We start from the raw sequence: 17,401 nt of genomic DNA, 5'->3' as shown, positions 1-17,401 counted from the left end.
ACCGTGACAGGTCCGCGTGACGGAACCGATCAGCGACCGGCCGCGAGCACCGCTCGGAGCCCATCGATCACCCGTTCGAGATCGGCGGACGAGAGTGAGGGATGAACCGGGATGGAGAGCACTTCCTGCGCCGCCCGCTCGGTCTCCGGCAACTCCGCTTCCGGGGCGAACCTCTGCAGGGACGGCAGCCGATGGTTCGGGATCGGGTAGTAGACGCCTGCGCCGACCCCATGCTCGTCCCGCAGGGCATCACGCACACGATCCCGCTCGCCGTCGGCGATGCGGACGGTGTACTGGTGGTAGACGTGCTCGGCTTCGGGAGCGACCGGAGGCACGGTGAGACCGGGGAGGCCGGCGAGCTCGGCATCCAGCAGGGCGGCGTTCCGCTGTCGCTGCCGCGTCCACTCTCCCACCTTGCGCAACTGCACACGCCCCACTGCCGCATGTACCTCGCTCATGCGGTTGTTGTACCCGACGATCTCGTTCGCGTACTGCGTCTCCATCCCCTGATTGCGCAGCAGGCGGACGGTCCTGGCGAGATCGTCCCGGGCACACGAGACGATGCCGCCCTCGATGGCGGTCATGTTCTTGGTGGGGTACAGGCTGAACATCCCGAACGCACCGATGGTTCCCGCCGGACGTCCGCGCCAGGCGGCTCCGTGCGCCTGCGCGGCATCCTCGTAGATGGCGAGTCCGAGCTCTCCCGCCAGCGCTTCGATGCCATCGACGAGGAAGGGGTGCCCGTACAGGTGCACGGGCATGATCCCCTTCGTCCTCGGGGTGATCGCCGCCCGCACCCGTTCGGGGTCGAGGGTGAAGTGCGCCGGCTCGATGTCGGCGAAGACCGGAGTCGCCCCGGCGAGGACGACGGAGTTGGCGACGGCCGCGAAGGTGAAGGAGGGGACGATCACCTCATCCCCCGGACCCACGCCTGCGGCGATGAGCCCGAGCAGCTGACCGCTCGTGCCGGAGTTGACGGCGACCGCCGTCCGTCCGTCGAGGAACTGCGCGGAGAACTCGGCTTCGAAGGCTGCGACTTCCGCCCCCTGGGCGAGCATGCCGCTGCGGAGCACGCGTTCGACGGCGGCGACCTCGTCATCGCCGATGATCGGCTTGGCGGCGGGAATGAATGCGCTGTCCATCGTGGAAGCCCTTCGTCGGCGGCGGCTCGCATGAGCCCGGTTGAGGTGGAGGCAGGAATCGAACCTGCGTGCACGGTCTTGCGGACCGCGACCTGGCCACTCGGTCACTCCACCGGGTCGGATGTGCTCAGCGTCCCGGCGGCGAGTACCCGTTCAGGAACGTTCCGAGCCGACGGAGCGCGTCGGTGAGCACTTCGGCCTCCGGAAGGAAAGCGATCCGGAGGTGGTCGGGCGTCTGCAGGTTGAAGGCCCTGCCGTGTACGAGGAGGATCCGCTCGGCGTCGAGGAAGTCGAGCACCAGCTGCTCGTCGTCTTCGATGCCGTGCACCTCGGGATCCAGTCGCGGGAAGAGGTAGAGCCCGCCACCCGCCGGCTGCGTATCGACCCCGGGAATCGCCTCGAGCGCTTCGAGGGCCGCATCCCGTTGCCGCGTCAGCCGGCCGCCGGGCGCCACCAGAGCGTCGAGCGAGTCGTCGTGGGTCAGGGCCGCGGTGATCGCGTGCTGCGCCGGCACCGACGCGCACATGCGCATCGAGGCGAGCAGACGCACCCCGGAGAGGAAGGGATCGTCGCGGTGGAACCCCGTCGTCGTCATCCATGCCGCACGGTAGCCCGCGACACGGTGGGTCTTGGACAGCCCGGCGAACGTGACGCACGGAACGTCGGGGGCGACCTGCGCCATGGACACATGCGCGTATCCCGGAAAGACGACCCGGTCGTAGATCTCGTCCGAGAGCAGCAGGAGGCCGTGGCGCCGCGCGAGCTCGGCGATCCGCTCGAGGACCGTACGCGTGTAGACCGCACCGGTCGGATTGTTCGGGTTGATCACCACGATGGCCGCGGTTCGCGGGCCGATCGACGCCTCCATCGCGGCGAGGTCGGGCGTCCATCCTTCGGCCTCGAGGCACGGATAGTGCACCGCTCGCCCTCCGGCCAGCACGGTCGACGCCGTCCACAAGGGGTAGTCGGGGCTCGGGATGAGCACTTCGTCGCCCGGCTCGAGCAGCGCCTGCAGCGTCAGCCCCACGAGCTCCGAGACGCCGTTCCCCACGGTGATGTCGTCGATCCCCAGTGCGGGAAATCCGGGGCGCAGCGCGTAATGCGCTCCGATCGCTTCGCGGGTCTCGGGAAGACCGGCCGACTCGGAGTAGCCGTGCGCCTGAGGCAACGCCGAGCGGAGAGCCTCGACGATGGCCGGCGGGGCGTCGAAGCCGAACGGGGCGGGGTTGCCGATGTTGAGACGGAGGATGGACTCTCCGCGCTTCTCCAATTCGGCCGCGCGCTCGGCAACCGGTCCGCGCAGGTCGTACAGGACGCCTTCCAACCGCGAGGAGCGTCCGATCCGATGATCGGCCCTCTCCGGCCGGGACGGGGTCACGCCTCCGCCCCCGCCGCGCTCGAGCCCCCGACGACCCCGACGAGGTCGTCGACGAGGCGCTGCATCTCCGCGTCGTCGAGCGTGTGCACGGTCAGGCGAAGCTGGGTGGAGCCCTGCGAGCTGCCGGGATCGAGCGCGAACTCGGAGCCGGGGCGCACGAGCCACCCGCGCGAAGCGAGGCGACGGCTGATCTCCGTCGCATCGTCGCGGACGTCGACCCACACGTTGAGCCCGCTGTCCGCCTGCGCATGCATCCCCTGTTCGGCGAGCATCGACACGAAGAGGCGGTTGCGCCCCGCATAGTGCGCGCCCGCCTCGATGATGAGCTCCCGGGTCTCGTCATCGCGCAGCATCGTGGCGGCGAGCCGCTGCATCACATGGCTCACCCACATGGTTCCGGGGCTCAGGCGCAGCGCCAGACGCTGAGCGGTCACCCGATCGGATGCCGTCACCGCGAGGCGCATGTCGGGCCCGAGGAACTTCGACACCGAGCGGACCAGCGCCCACCGCTGCTGCGTGGGGGCGATGATGCTCTCGTAGGGCGTGGGTGCGAGCATCGAGAAATGGTCGTCTTCGATGACGAGCACGTGCGGATGATCGGCGAGGACCTCGCGGAGCTCTCGTGCGCGTGCAGGACTGGTGCCGACACCGGTCGGGTTGTGGGCACGCGGCGTGCAGACGATCGCGCGCGCGCCGCTCTCGAGGGCCGCACGCAGGCCGGCGACGGTCATCCCTTCGCGATCGACGGGGATGGCGACCGGCACGTATCCGGCGAGACGCGCGGTGTGGATGCTGGAGAGGAAGCACGGGTCTTCGAGCCCGACGCGGTCGCCCTGCACCAGGGTCTGGGCCAAGAGGCGCTCGACGGCATCGACCGCCCCGGCGGTGATCGACAGGCGGAACGGACGCGGATGGTCGGCCGCGATCCACTCGGTCGCCCATTCGGCGAGGTCGGCGTCGATGACGGACTCGCCGTAGAGCACGTGGCCGGGCGTGACAGCGGCGAAGGCGGCTGCGAGGTCGGGAAGGTGGGCGGGATCGGGATTGCCGCTGCCGAGATCACGCAGCACCGAGCCGGGGGTGAATCCCTCGTCGGGGTTCTGCGCCGGCCCGAGCACCGTGGTTCCGGTGCGGCCACCCGTGGCGGCGATGCGCGCGGTGACCAGCGAACGATAGGCCGCCAGCACCGTGTTCCTGTTCACGCCGAGGCGAGCGGCGAGGGATCTGACCGACGGCAGCTGGTCTCCCGGAGCGTATGCACCCCGCTCGACGAGGTCGCGCACGCTCTCGGAGATCTCCGCCGCGGTCGACCCGACGATGCCATCTTCGAGGTCTTCGCGATCGGGTGCCTGGGCCATGGTTCGACCGTAGGCGATCTTTTGACCTATGTCAAAAGATCTGCAGGGTCTGCTTCGGCTTCGGGGTGCGCACGTCGGAGGCACCGGGCACGATGGGTGCATGACCGACGGCTACGAATCGGACTTCCTCGGGAACCGGCTCCCCCTCCCCTGTCCCGAACGCGAGATGCGTTCGCTCCCGTATCCGCGATTCACGGTGCTGCTCGACCCCGAGCGGCGTCTCGCGGCGGTCACGGCGGTGAACATCGACGGCGCCACGCTGCAGGACCTGCCGCGCACCGGCGACTGGCGACTCGACGACCGCCTCCCGGCCGACGAGCAGACGGGACCCGAGGTGTACACGCGGAACGACCTCGACCGCGGGCACCTCGTGCGGCGACGAGACCCGGGATGGGGACCGACGCAGACCGCGCGCGCCGCCAGCGAGGCGACCTTCTTCTATCCCAACGCTGCGCCGCAGGCTGCGGGATTCAACCAGTCGAAGGAGCTGTGGCTCGGCCTCGAAGACCACGTGCTCGCTTATGCCGAGAGCACCGATCAGCGCCTGTCGGTGTTCACCGCCCCGGTACTGGCCGAGAGCGATCCTCCCTACCGAGGCATCCGCGTGCCCCTCCGCTTCTGGAAGGTCGCCGCGTGGCAGGGACCGGATGGCCTCGCCGCCGCGGGCTTCGTGCTCGATCAGTCCGACCTCGTCGACATGCGGGATGAGACGCTCGCCGTCCCCCCGCTCGGCGCCTTCCGTACGTTCCAGGTGCCGATCGCCGACATCGTCGCACTCACCGGCATCGACCTCGGAGCACTGGTCGAGGCGGACACGCTCCCGCGACAGGGAGCGCGGGAGTCCGGATGGCGGACGCTCGACACCGCGGGCGACATCGTGCTGTGATCCGGGAGCGATCGCGCCACACTGGACCGATGGAGTACAGCGGAGTGGTCCCGACCGATGCCCCCGACCCGAGCATCGAGTCCGATGCCCGATTGCAGAGCCTCCCCTTCCCGGTATTCGAGCTGAAGCCGCAGCGCGCTCTCACGCGACTCCCCGTGGCCGGCTTCATGGAGATCTCCGGCGCAGCGGGCCGCGACGAGGTTTCGGCATCGTTCAGCTACACGCTGTGGCGGCACCCCGACGACCATGCCGATCCCCGCAACGAGATCGAGCTGGACGAACCCACACGGCGCTCCCTCACGGAAGAGCCGCCCTGGGGTCGTCCGGCCTGGCTGATCGCGCAGGTGCAGGCCTTCCGGTACCCGATGCTGTGGGAGGCGGTGCGAACGACCTGGCATGCATCGCCCGGCCGGGAGGGGGCCTCTCTCGCCGAGCAGCTCGCCGCGCACACCGAGCACATCCTGCGCAACCGCTTCCGCGGCGAGCTCGGCCTCTCGACCGACCCCCGTGCCGACGCCGACGGGACCGGGAAGACCCCCGCCGCCTCGGCATCGGACGCCTCGGTCGAGGTCGACGGCGAGGAGCGTCCCGCGCTGTGCGTCGACACCGACCCGTTCGTCTACAGCATCGGCTTCCGGGTCGACGAGCACGTCGTGTGCACCGCGGTGATCCCGCGGGACGCTCTCGCCCTCGTCGACCTCGCCGTCACGCGCTTGTCGACGCCGCCTCAGACCCCGGCGCGCACCGACTCCAGCGACGGGTAGTCGCTGTATCCCTCGGCGGTCCGGCCGTAGAACAGTTCGGGACGCGGGTCGTTGAGCTCGGCTCCCTGGATCCAGCGCTCGACCAGGTCGGGATTCGCGATCACGGGACGGCCGGCGGCGACGGCGTCCGCCCGCCCGTCGGCGACGAGCGACTCGGCCTCATCCTTGGTCGTCTCCGCCGCGAAGCCGGTGTTGACGATCAGGGGCGCACCCGCCGTGCGACGGATGTGCTGCACGAGCTCTCCGGCGGGGTCGGCGTTGAGCACGTCGATGAACGCGAGGCCGAGCGGCGCGAGACCCTCGGCGAGGGCCGTGTACGTCGCGCGGACATCCGCATCGTCCTCCTCCAGCACACCCTGGATGTTGTGCTGCGGCGACAGGCGGATGCCGGTGCGGTCGGCTCCGACCGCGGCGGCGACGGCCGCGGTGACCTCGATCGCGAAGCGCGCGCGGTTCTCGGGCGATCCGCCGTACGAGTCCTCGCGGATGTTCGACACCGGCGAGAGGAACTCGTGCACGAGATACCCGTTCGCGCCGTGCACCTCGACGCCGTCGAAGCCGGCGGCGATCGCGTTGCGGGCGGCCTGCGCGAACTGCTCGACGACCTCGGGGATCTCGTCGAGGGTGAGCGCATGAGCCACCGGCAGATCGGCCTTGCCCTCGGGCGTGCGCGTCTGTCCGGGTGCGGCGAGCGCACTCGGACCGACGACCCGCACCTCGCCTGAGATGGCGGGGTGCCCCACACGGCCGCCGTGCATGAGCTGCATGACGATCGTTCCCCCCGCGTCATGGACGGCTGCGGTGATCGGCTTCCACCCCTCGATCTGCCCGGGCGTCACGATGCCCGGCTGCCCGGGGTACGACTTGCCTTCGGCGACCGGCCATGTGCCCTCGGAGATGATGAGCCCCTGCCCCGCACGCTGCCGGTAGTACTCCTCCATCGTCGCGGTCGGGACACCGTCGTCATCCGCACGGGTGCGGGTGAGCGGCGCCATGACGACGCGGTTGGACAGCTGCAGGGCGCCGAAGACGGCGGGCTCGTAGAGATTCACAGTGGGAGGTAAGGCGCGAGGGGATCAGCATATTCCCGGTCGGCGTTTCGCTCCGCCGGACGAGGTCGGTCGTCTCCCTCAGCCGCCGAGGCCGGCGAGCAGATCGGCGAAGTGGTCGAGATCGGCCGCGGTCCAGTTGCGCAGCCGCTCGCCGATGCGCCCCTCATAGCGCGAACGGGCGAGCGCCACCCGCTCCTGCGCCAGGTCGGTCGCCACGAGCACACGGGCCCTGCGGTCTTCCGGGTCCGGCACACTCTCCACGAGTCCGAGCTGTTCGAGCTGTCGCACCTGGCGGCTCACCGCCGACTTGTCGGTCTGCAGCCGTTCGATGATCGCTCCGGCCGAGGTCGCCTTTCCCGTCGCGATGGAGGTCAGCACCTGATAGCCGAGGGGCTGCAGATCGGGATGCACGGTCGCTGCGGCCTCACGCCAGCCGATGCGGATCCGCGCGAAGAGTCGACCCAGTTCCTGCTCGACCCTGGTGACGGCCTGGTCGAGGTCGGCGTCGCCCAGCAGGTCGGTCGCGGCAGCGGATGCACGGGTCTCGCCAGGGGCCCCCGCGGCATCATCGGCGGCATCATCGGCAGGGGCGTCGGAGGAGGCGCTCATGCTCGCCAGTGTACGGCGAAGCCCCGCCGTCGATCGTGACGGCGGGGCTTCGGGTCAGACCTCGGCCAGCAGCCGGAAGGCCTTGGACGCCGCCCGGATCTCTTCGGGAGTCAGCTCATCGATCACGGCCTGGAGACGGGTGCCGTAGTCGCGGCGGACCGCGGCGAGCGCATCACAGGCCGTGGCGGTCACGCTCAGCACCCGCAGCCGACCGTCGCGCTCGTCGGGGCGGGACTCGAGGAGACCGAGCTCTTCCAGCATCCGCACCTGACGACTGATGACCGACTTGTCCATCTCGAACCGCTCGGCGATCTCGTGCGCGTTGGCCGTTCCCGCCCTGTCGATGAAGGTCAGCAGTTTGTAGCCGGCCACCTGCAGCTCCGGGTGGACCCGGGCTGCGGATTCCTTCCACAGCGACCGGGTCCTCGCGAAGATGAGGTTCAGATGCGCCTGGAGGTCACCGAGCGCACTGTCGACATCCGACGCCGCGACCGCTGCCGAGGCCATGACCTCAGCGCTCCCCGTCCCGGTCTTCGCGGGCAACGTCATCACGGGCACGATCGTCGCGCTCGAGAACGCGGACCGCACCGGTCGCGGGGGCGCTGCCGGCACCCTCGATCCGGATGGTTCCGGTGGAGAGCGAGGCTCCGACCTCCGCCTCGGAGACCTCGATCACCGATTCCTCAGCCTGCTCGAGCATCTGCTCGGCGGCGTTCTTGGTCGACAGCGGCTTGTTCTTGATGAACGCGATCGCGATGATCGCGATCACCGCGAGCGGGATCGCGATGATGAAGGAATCGGCGATGCCGTGACCGTATGCTCCTTCGACGATCGTGCGGATCGTGTCGGGCAGCTGACCGACCTTGGGGACGTCACCCGAGGCGAGGTGCTTGAGCGCGTCGATCTCGGCGGGTGTCGACGGGACGAAGCCGTCGAGCGCATCGGTGATGTAGTTCGCGACGCTGGTGGACAGCAGCGAACCCATCACGGTGACGCCGATGGTGCCGGCGATCGTGCGGAAGAAGTTCACGTTCGACGAGGCGGCGCCCAGCTGCTGCGGAGCAGTGTCGTTCTGCACGATCAGCGTGAGGTTCTGCATGACCATGCCGAGGCCGGCGCCGAGCACGAACATGTAGACGGCGACGAGCGGGAACGGGGTGTCGTAGCGGAGCGTGGCCATCAGGCTGACGCCGGCGGTCGCGAGGACCGACCCGGTCAGCATCCAGCCCTTCCACTTGCCGAAGCGGCTCACGAGCTGGCCGATGATGATCGACGCCCCCATCTGGCCGATGATCATCGGGATGGTCATGAGGCCGGACTCGGTGGGCGTGGCGCCACGGGCGAGCTGGAAGTACTGCGCGAGGAACACCGACGTCGCGAACATCGAGACGCCGATCGCGATCGAGGCGATGACCGACAGGGTGAAGGTGCGGTTGCGGAACAGCGACATCGGGACGATCGGTTCCTTGACGAAGAACTCGACCGTGATGAACGCGGCGATCGCGACCGCGGCGGTGACGATCAGCATGATGCTCGTCGAGGAGTCCCAGTCGAACTGGTTGCCGCCCATCGAGACCCAGATCAGGAGGGTCGAGACGCCGACCGCGAGGAGCACGATGCCGAAGTAGTCGATCGAGACCTTGGTGTCGCGCTGGGGCTTCGGCAGGTGCAGGGTGAACTGCAGGAGCACCAGGGCGAGGATCGCGAACGGCACGCCGACGAAGAAGTTGGAGCGCCAGCCCCACACGTCGGTGAGGAGTCCGCCGAGCAGCGGGCCGCCGATGGTGCCGAGGGCCATGATGCCGCCGACGACGCCCATGTACTTGCCGCGCTCACGCGGGGAGATGATGAGGGCCACGGCGATCATGACGAGCGACATCAGGCCGCCGACGCCGATGCCCTGGATGACGCGGACCGCGATGAGCATGTTCGTGTCGGTCGAGAAGCCGGCGATCACGGTGCCGACCGTGAAGAGGATGAGGGAGATCTGGACGAGCACCTTGCGGTCGACGAGGTCGGCGAGCTTGCCCCAGATCGGGGTCGAGACGGCGGTGGCCAGAAGGCTCGCGGTGATGACCCAGGTGTACTGGGACTGCGTGCCGCCGAGGTCGGCGATGATGACCGGCATCGAGGTCGACACCACGGTGCCCGAGAGCACGGCGACGAACATGCCGACGACGAGTCCGGAGATCGCGGTGAAGACCTCGCGAGCCGACCGGGTCGTCTCGGGGGGTGCGGATGGGGTGTGTGTCACGGGGTAACGCTCCTGCGTAGAAAGTTGATCGAGGTCAACCATACGCCTTTAGTTGCTAAAGCGCAACTAAAGGCGTATGTGCTCGCGTCGCGCTTCTGCTCGGCGGAACCGAGGGGTACCGTGTCAGCGTGTCGACTGATTCCAGGAGCGGACGGGCGCCCGGCGCCCCGGCCTCTCTCGACGCGGCCATCGGGGACGTCGACTGGACCGTGCCTCCCGCCGGATCGACGAGATCGTGGTTCCGTGCCCCCAGCGGCGAGTTGTCCGTGATCTCGCTGGGCGCACCCGAGCGTCCGCGCGTGGTCCTGGTGCCAGGGGCCACCGGCTCCAAGGAGGACTTCGCCCTGATGCTGCCGCTGCTGGCCGAGGCGGGGTACTTCGTGCAGTCGTTCGACCTCGCCGGGCAGTACGAGTCGCACGCGGCCGGCACGGACTCCGCCTACACGTACGAGCTGTTCATCGCCGACCTGGTCGCATTCCTCGACGCGGGCGCGCCGGCGCATCTGCTCGGGTACTCGTTCGCCGGCACCGTCGCACAGCTGGTCGCCGTCCGTCGCCCCGACCTCGTGCTCTCCCTCACGCTCCTGACCACTCCTCCCGGTTCCGGCAACGTGTTCGCGAGCATGAAGTGGCTGGGACCCCTCGCCCCGATCGCGAGTCCTCGTCGCGGCGCCGGCCTCATGATCTGGGGGATCGTGACGAACAAGAACCGGGTGCCCCCACGGCGGCTCGAGTTCGTCCGCTCGCGGTTCGCGCTCACGAGCAGACGCAGCGTCGATGAGATCGTCGGCCTGATGATGGCCGCTCCCGATCTGCGCAGCCGCGTGCGGGGATTGCCGATGCCCAAGCTCGTCGTCGCGGGATCGCACGACCTGTGGCCGCTCGCCGCCCACGAACGGTATGCACGCGAGATCGGCGCGGAGTTCCGGGCGTACCCGACGGGACACAGCCCGAGCGAGACCACACCGCACCAGCTGACCGCCGACCTGCTCGATCTCTACGCGCGGGCTCGCGACTGACCCGCTTCCGGCGTCACCGACCGGCTGCGGACCTATCGGCCTCGCGCCGAGCCCGGCGCCGCTGATGCAGAGGCTCCGGCGACAGATGCAACCGCACCGTGGGCAGCACGTAGCTCAACCGCCGTCGCAGAGACGCCCAGTCCTGGAACGGTCGCGCCGACACCTCGACCACGAGGCCCCGATCGCGCAGCACCGTCATCTCCGGACGCACATGGAACGACAGGTCGAAGTCGTCGTGGATGTTCGTCGCCTCCCGATGCACCTCTCCGCTCAGCACCCGCCAGACGGAGGCACGCATCGCCATGTTCGATCCATAGAGGGGTGCGTGCCCGAGGACCGGAGCCATCGAGGCGTACATGCCGCCGATGTACAGATGCGTCCCCATCCAATGCACCAGAGGCGTCGAACCGTAGAAGCGCGGTTCGCCGGTGACGAAGTCGACGTCGGGGCGGTCGCGGAAGGTGCGCTCGATCCGCTCCACCCAATCCGGCCCCGGGCGGGAATCGGCGTCGAGCCGGGCGATGATGTCGCTCGTCGCTGCGTCGTAACCGGCCGCCGATGCGCGCGGGATGCCCGGGACCGGCTCGGTGACGACCCGTGCCCCGAACCCCTCGGCGACGGCGACCGTGTCGTCGCTGCTGCCGTTGTCGACGATGACGATCTCATCGGCGATCCGGGTCTGATGCTCGAGCGCCCGCAGACACACCTCCAGCAGGCGGGCATCGTTCCGCACCGGTATGACCACGGACACGGAACGAGAGAAGGCGGTCGTCATCGTCCCCCCATTGTGCGCGTAGCCGACCGTTTCGGCCGTGTGCCCCGCCCTCACCCGAAACTGCGTCGTGCAGAAGATACTCCGCGGCGGGGAAGTGAGGTCGCGTCCCACTCCCCCGCAGCCGGTCACTCGATGGCGTCGTCCGCTCGCTCGCGCCTGGTCGTGCTTCCGTGCGCCGGGATCAGACCGAAGTCGGTGAGGAGCTCGCCCATCTGGGTGTTGTCGAGCTTGTCGAGAAGCTTGCCCTTCACGAAGTTCGGCCCGGGGATGTGCACGGCCTCGCCGTCGCGCAACCGCGCGGTCGCCTTCAGCAGGTAGCGGATGTCGTAGGTGGAGTTGAACACCTCCGGCACGCCGCGCTCGATGTCGAGCAGCTGATAGGTCGCCTCCATCGCGGTGCGCACCGAATACTCGGTCGTGAAGATGGTGTCGCGGGTGGTCTCGGCGAACTGACCGAGGAAGGCGAAGTTCACGCTGCCGTCCGGCACCACCTGCGGGCGGTCGCCGGCCTTGCGCGGCAGGAAGAACGACGTGACGTACGGCATCATCACCGGCACCGTCTTCGCGGCGGATGCGGCGAGCTCGGGAATGTCCGCGACGGGAACGCCGAGGTGATACAGCCACTCCTGCGCGATCTCCTCGCCCGTGCAGTCCTGCATCGGCTTCTTGATGAAGTCGCCCGGCGTCTCGACGAACAGCCCGTACACCCACACCACGATCTCGTTGGGCTTCTGCGACTTGAAATGCGGTTGCCGGTTCACGGTCCAGCTCATCAGCCACGACGAGTCCTTCGCCGTGACGATGCCACCGGTGACGACCTTCCCCGAGAAGGGGTCGCGCTGCGCGATCTTCTCGATGTACGCGGGGATGCGCTCGTCGATCGTGGTGACCGTCGCCGACTCCCACTTCGTCTTGTCGATGTCGTTGCAGAACACCTCGGGGCGCCCGAAGTCGGGCGACTTCGCTGCGACCTTCTTCCAGAAGTCCCACGCGGGGGCGGGACCGTCGAGGAGCCGGGGCGCCGTGTTCTGATCGCCGTTGTCGGAGTTCTCCGTCAGCGACCCGATCGTCATGAGGCACAGATCGTCCGGTCCGAGGTCCACGCCACCGGGCTCGCCATCCACGATCCAGTCGATGCGCGTCGCCTGCTTGCGCCCGTTCGTGAGGTCGAAGTGCACGTCGGTGACGGTGTGATGGAAGCGGAACCGCACCCCGTGGTCGTCGAGGTACTTCCGCATCGGCAGCACGAGCGATTCGTACTGGTTGTACTTCGTGAACTTGAGCGCCGACAAGTCGGGGAGACCGCCGATGTGGTGCATGAAACGGTGGAGGTACAGCTTCATCTCCAGGGCGGAGTGCCACTCCTCGAAGGCGAACATCGTGCGCCAATAGAGCCAGAAGTTGCTCGCGAGGAACTCCTCGCCGAACACCTCATCGATGCGCTTGCCCTCCATCTGCTCCCGCGTGGCGAGGATCACATCGATGATGTCCTTCTGCGCCTTGTCGGAGAGCGTGAACAGCTTGTTGGTGTGGGCGTCCTGCCCCTGCTTCTCCGTCACCCGGCACAGGGACGAGTTCGGGTCGTCCTTGTTCAGCCAGTAGAACTCGTCGAGCACGCTGGCGCCGTCGATCTCGAGCGATGGCACCGAGCGGAACAGATCCCACAGACACTCCATGTGGTCCTCGAGCTCGCGCCCGCCGCGGATCACGAATCCCTTCTCCGGATACTTGATGCCGTCGAGCGCTCCACCGGGAAGACCCAGCTCCTCGAGGATCGTGATACGCTCGCCGGCGATCTGGCCATCGCGGATCATGAAGATCGCCGCCGCCATCGCGGCGAGGCCGCCCCCGACCAGCCACACGGTCTTGTCGTCCGCCCCTTCGGGTTTGCGGGGCCGCGCGAAGGCCTCGTAGTTTCCGTTGCTCCGATACATGTCGATCTTCCTTCCCGCCCATCGGTCGATTCGCGTCCAGTAGACCGCAGGAGCGCGAGGAACGGAAGGCGGGCCGGGGCATCTCACCCGTAGTAGACCGGGCTGGGAGAATCGACCCATGACGGATTCCTTCGAGGCGCTGATCGAGGCCGGCGACACCGCTGACGTCACCGGGTGGGACTTCGCCTGGCTGGATGGCCGAGCGACCGAGGAGAGGCCACCCTGGGGCTATGCCCGCTTGCTGTCCGACCGCCTCGGCACCGCTTCGGCGTCGCTCGACATCCAGACCGGGGGCGGTGAGGTGCTCGCCGAAGCGGCGTCTTTCCCGCCAACGGCCGTGGCGACCGAGTCGTGGCCGCCGAACGTGCGTCGCGCGACGCAGCTGCTGCACCCTCGGGGAGTGGTGGTCGTCGCCGACCCCGACGAGCCTCCACTGCCCTTCGCCGACGAGGCCTTCGACCTGGTCACCAGCAGACACCCCGCGACGATCTGGTGGTCGGAGATCGCACGGGTGCTGGCGCACGACGGCACCTATTTCGCGCAGCACGTGGGGCCGGCGAGCGCGTTCGAGCTGATCGAGTTCTTCCTGGGCCCGCAGCCTCAGGCACGCCGCGGACGCCACCAGGATGATGAGGTCGCCGCCGCGGAGGCTGCCGGGCTCGAGATCGTGGACCTGCGCACCGCGCGCCTGCGCATCGAGATCCACGACGTCGCCGCCGCTGTCTATCTCCTGCGCAAGGTGATCTGGTGGGTGCCGGGATTCACCGTGGAGAACAGCCGCGACCGACTGCGCGACCTCCACGACCTGATCCAGCAGGACGGTCCGTTCATCGCGCACTCGACCCGTCACCTCATCGAAGCGCGCCGCCCCTAGCGAGCGCGCCGTCGCCGTCGCCGTCGACGTCGAAGGGAGCTACTTGGTCGCGTTCGGGTGATGCGTGTGCACCTGCTCGATCAACACAGCGTCACCGTCGATGTAGAACCAGATCCGCGCATCGCCCTGTGCTGTCGGCTTGTGCTGCCAGCGCTCGTGACGCGCCGCGCCGCGCTGGACGAACTGCAGCTCACCTCTCATCGGGTAGTTCGTCGGTGTGCGCTCCGCGGGAGTGCGAGTGAGGAAGTCCCAGGCATCCGCCATCGGGTTCCGGATGGTCGCGACCAGGTCTCGCCAGCCTTTCCGTGCTCCCGAGGTAGCAAACCGGACGGTGTACTCGGTCTTCTTCATGGGTCTGGGGACCAGGTCGTCCTTCGCCACGTTCAGGGACGCTCGATCAGCTCGTCGTCATCCAGCCATTCGACAGGCTGAGCAGAGAGCCCTGCCGCGATAGCCGTCGCCGTCTCCCGCCAGGAGGTGAGCTCTGCGATAGCGAGGTGGGGCTGCCCCGTGGCAAATGATGCCCGAGCAGCATCGACGAGGTTCTGCGCGCACGCGGCTCGATCAGCCTCCGACAAGGCAAGCATCCAGGGGAATCGATCAGACATGCGCGCGGCAAGAGTGCCCTCGTCATCGAGGGTGACCGTGATGAGATCAGCAGCGAACTGCAGCAGCATTGCGCGAGCATCCGCCGCGCGCTGCGACATCAGCACGAGCGGCTCGCCGTCGCGACGCGTGATCCGAACCGTGTGATCTTCGGCCTCTGCGAACACATCTGCCGAATGCTTACTCAGGTCGGACGAACGACGAGACGTGATGTGAGGATCATGGATCAGGGTCATATCCTCATGATATTCGGAACGTATTCGGAAGTCTATACGCCTCCCTCCGTAAGGAGTCACGACGGATGCCGACGCCGACCGCTCACGGGGTGAGCCGGTGCAGATCGCGTGGGAAGAGCGTCACCTCACGGATGTTCGACGCCTCGATGAGCCGCGACACCCAGCGCTCCAGCCCGATCGCGAAACCGCCATGCGGCGGCATCCCGTGGGCGAAGGCCGAGAGGTACGCGGAGTAGGCGTCGGGCGATTCACCCCGCGCCTCGATGGCCGCGACGTACTCGGAGTGACGGTGCAGGCGTTGCCCGCCGGTCACGAGCTCGAGGCCACGGAAGATCAGGTCGAAGCTGTTGCTCCACCGCGGGTCGTCCGGTTGGGGGTGCGTGTAGAAGGGCCGCTTGCGCATCGGATACCCCTCCACGGCGAGCACGTCGCTGCCGTACCGCTCCTTCGCCCATTCGCCGAGAGCGCGCTCGTGCGCCGGAGCCAGGTCGGGCTCGTCGTCCGGGGCGCCGACCCGCCGCAGCGCGTCCTGGAAGTGGATCACCGGGATCTCGTCGGGGATCGTCGGAAGAGCGAGACCGAGGCGCTCGACGGCCTCCGCGCTCTCGGTGCGGATGCCGTCGATCATGCCGAGCAGGACCCGATGCAGCAGCGCGAGCACATCGCGATGGTCGCGGATGAAGCCCAGCTCGGCGTCGAGCGACACGTATTCGGCGAGGTGCCTCACCGTGTCGTGCGGCTCGGCTCGGAACACAGGCCCCGTCTCGTAGACGCGCTCGAAGACGCCGACCAGCTGCTGTTTGAAGAACTGCGGACTCTGCGCGAGGTAGGCGGTGGTGCCGAAGTAGTCGACGGGGAACACGTTGGCCCCCGACTCCGTGACGGAGTCAACGAGCTTGGGCGTCTGGATCTCGGTGAATCCCTCGGCGTCGAGCGTGTGACGGAATGCGCGCATGCTCGCCGCCGCCAGCTCCCACTTGGCACGCTGGGCAGGATGCCGCCAGGTCACCGCCGCATGGTCGAGCACGGTCGGAAGCGCGGCGTCGAGTGTGGGACGCCACAGCTCGACGACCGGGGTGCGCGCGGGCTCCGAGAGCAGGGTGAGCTCGGGGGCCGTGACCTCGATGCCGCCGGGGGCATGCGCGTTCGCCGTGGCCGTGCCTTCGATGCGCACGACCGTCTCCTCACCCGGCAGGCCGCCCTCCGGCAGCTGTTCGGGCCGGAACACGATCTGCGCGAGTCCGGTGCGGTCGCGCAGGATCAGGAACGACACGGTGGCGAGTTCCCTGCGCCGATGCACGTGTCCCATGAGGGTGATGCGCGCGCCAGGGGGCGTGAACGGAAGCCGGGCGGCGAGAGTGCGAGCGGGGTCGGATGACGACATGATTCCTCCAGGTGGCGAAAGCCCTGGAGGTGCGGGCGGGGGCTAGATCGCGGTGCCACCACACCTTCGCCGATCGCTCATCGGCCTCTCGTCGATACGCCGGACGCGCGGGAGCCGCCTGCCCGAAGGCCGAGGGTCGTCACTCCCTCGCAGCTGCCGTCGCCATCGTAACATCGCGCTCACCCTCTCCCCCGGCGCGTGCTTCGCTCACGAGCACGGCCGCGACGCCGGCGGCGCACAGGACGAATCCGAGGAGCGTGATGACGGTGAGCGGCTCCCCGAGCAGCAGTGCTCCCGCGGCTGCGGTCGTCGGAGCGACCAGGAAGAGCAGCGCGTTCAATGCCGTGATGCCCACCCGGCGCAGCAGCCACCAGTACAGCCCGTAGGCGGCGAGAGTCGGGAAGGCGGCGGCGAATCCTGCGGCGAGCCAGAACGAGACGGATGCCGGGGGCGCGAGCGCTCCGAAGACCGCGGCGATGGGCACGAGTGCCACGGCCGTCACGGTCACGTGGATGGCCAGCGTGACGAGGGTGCCGGTCCGCGGCGCCGAGCGGCGCTGGAGGAACGTGCCGACGATCAGGCAGGCCATCGCCAGCGCCGGCCACACATAGCTGGACGGGTGCGCCTCCGAATCGTCGAGCTGCGACCGCACGACCAGGAGCACACCCGCCGCCCCGACGAAAAGTCCGGCCCACTGCACTCCGCGGACGCGCAGGCCCAGCAGCGGACCGACCAGGACCGCGACGATGAGCGGCTGCACGGCGTCGATCAGCGCGGTCGTCCCTGTCGCGACGCCCGCCGCGATCGCCGCATAGACCGATGCGCAGTAGCCGAACTGCGCGAAGAGGCCGATGAGCGCCTGCCGCCCGACATCGACGCGAGTGATGCCCTCGGAGGCCCCGGTGAGCACCACGATGACGACCAGGATCACCGCGAGCGGCACGAACCGCCACACGAGCAGGGTCAGGGGCGCCACGGCCTCGACGGCGATCGCGGGCACGAGGAAGCCGGAGCTCCACGTCACGACGAACGCCGCGGAGGCCAGCACCGTCACCACGAGACGAAGTACACCGATCTGTTTACTCATCTCGATGACTATACAGGTCGGTGTAGTCAGAGCGGTATAGTGA

The 17,401-nt window shown here is 68.6% G+C and carries 17 protein-coding genes and 1 tRNA gene; 4 read left to right on the top strand and 14 right to left on the bottom strand.

Annotated elements, in window-relative coordinates; genetic code table 11:
• Window positions 1–29 precede the first annotated feature (29 nt).
• The 4 genes from ACLFA2_RS12065 to ACLFA2_RS12050 form a co-directional block, all read right to left on the bottom strand.
• Window positions 30–1,142 (bottom strand): DegT/DnrJ/EryC1/StrS family aminotransferase, encoded by a 1,113-nt coding sequence (locus tag ACLFA2_RS12065; protein WP_426621373.1) that lies wholly within the window; start codon window positions 1,140–1,142, stop codon window positions 30–32.
• 43 nt (window positions 1,143–1,185) lie between these two features.
• Window positions 1,186–1,256 (bottom strand) — tRNA-Cys (locus ACLFA2_RS12060).
• Window positions 1,257–1,269: 13 nt separating this feature from the next.
• A complete protein-coding gene (locus tag ACLFA2_RS12055) occupies window positions 1,270–2,520 on the bottom strand; it encodes a pyridoxal phosphate-dependent aminotransferase (protein ID WP_292775219.1) in 1,251 nt (416 codons plus the stop codon).
• Window positions 2,517–3,878: an aminotransferase class I/II-fold pyridoxal phosphate-dependent enzyme gene (locus ACLFA2_RS12050; RefSeq protein WP_426621372.1), complete on the bottom strand. Its 1,362-nt coding sequence runs from the start codon at window positions 3,876–3,878 to the stop codon at window positions 2,517–2,519. The genes ACLFA2_RS12055 and ACLFA2_RS12050 overlap by 4 nt, the downstream gene beginning before the upstream one ends.
• A gap of 100 nt (window positions 3,879–3,978) precedes the next feature.
• Between ACLFA2_RS12050 and ACLFA2_RS12045 the strand changes: the two genes are divergently transcribed.
• Window positions 3,979–4,764 (top strand): DNA/RNA non-specific endonuclease, encoded by a 786-nt coding sequence (locus ACLFA2_RS12045; protein ID WP_347123554.1) that lies wholly within the window; start codon window positions 3,979–3,981, stop codon window positions 4,762–4,764.
• Between the two features lie 29 nt (window positions 4,765–4,793).
• A complete protein-coding gene (locus ACLFA2_RS12040) occupies window positions 4,794–5,528 on the top strand; it encodes a hypothetical protein (protein ID WP_426621371.1) in 735 nt (244 codons plus the stop codon).
• Here the strand turns inward: ACLFA2_RS12040 and ACLFA2_RS12035 are convergent.
• The 4 genes from ACLFA2_RS12035 to ACLFA2_RS12020 all read right to left on the bottom strand — a co-directional run bounded on the left by ACLFA2_RS12035 (window position 5,492) and on the right by ACLFA2_RS12020 (window position 9,443).
• On the bottom strand, window positions 5,492–6,580 hold the full coding sequence (locus ACLFA2_RS12035; protein WP_347123556.1) for an alkene reductase: 1,089 nt from the start codon (window positions 6,578–6,580) through the stop codon (window positions 5,492–5,494). The two genes, ACLFA2_RS12040 and ACLFA2_RS12035, sit on opposite strands and share 37 nt — an antisense overlap.
• A 78-nt stretch (window positions 6,581–6,658) precedes the next feature.
• Window positions 6,659–7,189, bottom strand: coding sequence for a MarR family winged helix-turn-helix transcriptional regulator (locus ACLFA2_RS12030; protein WP_021201256.1), 531 nt, complete (start codon window positions 7,187–7,189; stop codon window positions 6,659–6,661).
• Window positions 7,190–7,243: 54 nt separating this feature from the next.
• Complete coding sequence (locus ACLFA2_RS12025; protein ID WP_231479914.1) at window positions 7,244–7,738, bottom strand: MarR family winged helix-turn-helix transcriptional regulator; 495 nt, start codon at window positions 7,736–7,738, stop codon at window positions 7,244–7,246.
• Window positions 7,701–9,443, bottom strand: coding sequence for an MDR family MFS transporter (locus ACLFA2_RS12020; protein WP_029267562.1), 1,743 nt, complete (start codon window positions 9,441–9,443; stop codon window positions 7,701–7,703). Before ACLFA2_RS12020 ends, ACLFA2_RS12025 begins: the two co-directional genes overlap by 38 nt.
• 128 nt (window positions 9,444–9,571) lie before the next feature.
• Here ACLFA2_RS12020 and ACLFA2_RS12015 point away from each other — a divergent pair, with 128 nt between their 5' ends.
• Window positions 9,572–10,462, top strand: coding sequence for an alpha/beta fold hydrolase (locus ACLFA2_RS12015; RefSeq protein WP_021201259.1), 891 nt, complete (start codon window positions 9,572–9,574; stop codon window positions 10,460–10,462).
• Between the two features lie 13 nt (window positions 10,463–10,475).
• Here ACLFA2_RS12015 and ACLFA2_RS12010 read toward each other — a convergent pair whose 3' ends face one another.
• Both ACLFA2_RS12010 and ACLFA2_RS12005 read right to left on the bottom strand, forming a co-directional pair.
• Window positions 10,476–11,213, bottom strand: a complete 738-nt coding sequence (locus ACLFA2_RS12010) for a glycosyltransferase family 2 protein (RefSeq protein ID WP_297555616.1) — start codon at window positions 11,211–11,213, stop codon at window positions 10,476–10,478.
• 149 nt (window positions 11,214–11,362) lie between these two features.
• Window positions 11,363–13,171 carry an oleate hydratase gene (locus tag ACLFA2_RS12005; RefSeq protein WP_426621370.1) on the bottom strand — a complete coding sequence of 603 codons (1,809 nt, stop codon included), beginning with the start codon at window positions 13,169–13,171 and terminating at the stop codon, window positions 11,363–11,365.
• Between the two features lie 118 nt (window positions 13,172–13,289).
• Here ACLFA2_RS12005 and ACLFA2_RS12000 point away from each other — a divergent pair, with 118 nt between their 5' ends.
• Window positions 13,290–14,045 (top strand): class I SAM-dependent methyltransferase, encoded by a 756-nt coding sequence (locus tag ACLFA2_RS12000; protein WP_021201262.1) that lies wholly within the window; start codon window positions 13,290–13,292, stop codon window positions 14,043–14,045.
• A 39-nt stretch (window positions 14,046–14,084) separates the two neighbouring features.
• Here ACLFA2_RS12000 and ACLFA2_RS11995 read toward each other — a convergent pair whose 3' ends face one another.
• The 4 genes from ACLFA2_RS11995 to ACLFA2_RS11980 all read right to left on the bottom strand — a co-directional run bounded on the left by ACLFA2_RS11995 (window position 14,085) and on the right by ACLFA2_RS11980 (window position 17,358).
• The gene (locus ACLFA2_RS11995) at window positions 14,085–14,426 is read right to left on the bottom strand and encodes a hypothetical protein (protein WP_031208045.1); all 342 of its coding nucleotides are present in this window, start codon (window positions 14,424–14,426) and stop codon (window positions 14,085–14,087) included.
• Between the two features lie 2 nt (window positions 14,427–14,428).
• Window positions 14,429–14,887, bottom strand: coding sequence for a hypothetical protein (locus tag ACLFA2_RS11990; protein ID WP_021201264.1), 459 nt, complete (start codon window positions 14,885–14,887; stop codon window positions 14,429–14,431).
• 82 nt (window positions 14,888–14,969) lie between these two features.
• On the bottom strand, window positions 14,970–16,271 hold the full coding sequence (aspS, locus tag ACLFA2_RS11985) for an aspartate--tRNA(Asn) ligase (RefSeq protein WP_426621369.1): 1,302 nt from the start codon (window positions 16,269–16,271) through the stop codon (window positions 14,970–14,972).
• A gap of 139 nt (window positions 16,272–16,410) precedes the next feature.
• Entirely contained in the window at window positions 16,411–17,358 is a 948-nt protein-coding gene (locus tag ACLFA2_RS11980) for a DMT family transporter (RefSeq protein WP_401123128.1), read from the bottom strand.
• Between the last annotated feature and the right edge of the window lie 43 nt (window positions 17,359–17,401).

Origin of the sequence: Microbacterium sp. As-52, from assembly GCF_049949185.1 — a bacterium.
In the GTDB taxonomy this organism is placed as follows: domain Bacteria; phylum Actinomycetota; class Actinomycetes; order Actinomycetales; family Microbacteriaceae; genus Microbacterium; species Microbacterium maritypicum_A.
This window is presented reverse-complemented; position numbering and strand designations above follow the sequence as displayed.

Coding starts and splice junctions, on each gene's coding strand:
- ACLFA2_RS12065 (WP_426621373.1), bottom strand. CDS start 1,142: ATGGACAGCGCATTCATTCCCGCCGCCAAGCCGATCATCGGCGATGAC.
- ACLFA2_RS12050 (WP_426621372.1), bottom strand. CDS start 3,878: ATGGCCCAGGCACCCGATCGCGAAGACCTCGAAGATGGCATCGTCGGG.
- ACLFA2_RS12045 (WP_347123554.1), top strand. CDS start 3,979: ATGACCGACGGCTACGAATCGGACTTCCTCGGGAACCGGCTCCCCCTC.
- ACLFA2_RS12040 (WP_426621371.1), top strand. CDS start 4,794: ATGGAGTACAGCGGAGTGGTCCCGACCGATGCCCCCGACCCGAGCATC.
- ACLFA2_RS12030 (WP_021201256.1), bottom strand. CDS start 7,189: ATGAGCGCCTCCTCCGACGCCCCTGCCGATGATGCCGCCGATGATGCC.
- ACLFA2_RS12025 (WP_231479914.1), bottom strand. CDS start 7,738: ATGACGTTGCCCGCGAAGACCGGGACGGGGAGCGCTGAGGTCATGGCC.
- ACLFA2_RS12005 (WP_426621370.1), bottom strand. CDS start 13,171: ATGTATCGGAGCAACGGAAACTACGAGGCCTTCGCGCGGCCCCGCAAA.
- ACLFA2_RS12000 (WP_021201262.1), top strand. CDS start 13,290: ATGACGGATTCCTTCGAGGCGCTGATCGAGGCCGGCGACACCGCTGAC.
- ACLFA2_RS11990 (WP_021201264.1), bottom strand. CDS start 14,887: ATGACCCTGATCCATGATCCTCACATCACGTCTCGTCGTTCGTCCGAC.
- aspS (WP_426621369.1), bottom strand. CDS start 16,271: ATGTCGTCATCCGACCCCGCTCGCACTCTCGCCGCCCGGCTTCCGTTC.
- ACLFA2_RS11980 (WP_401123128.1), bottom strand. CDS start 17,358: ATGAGTAAACAGATCGGTGTACTTCGTCTCGTGGTGACGGTGCTGGCC.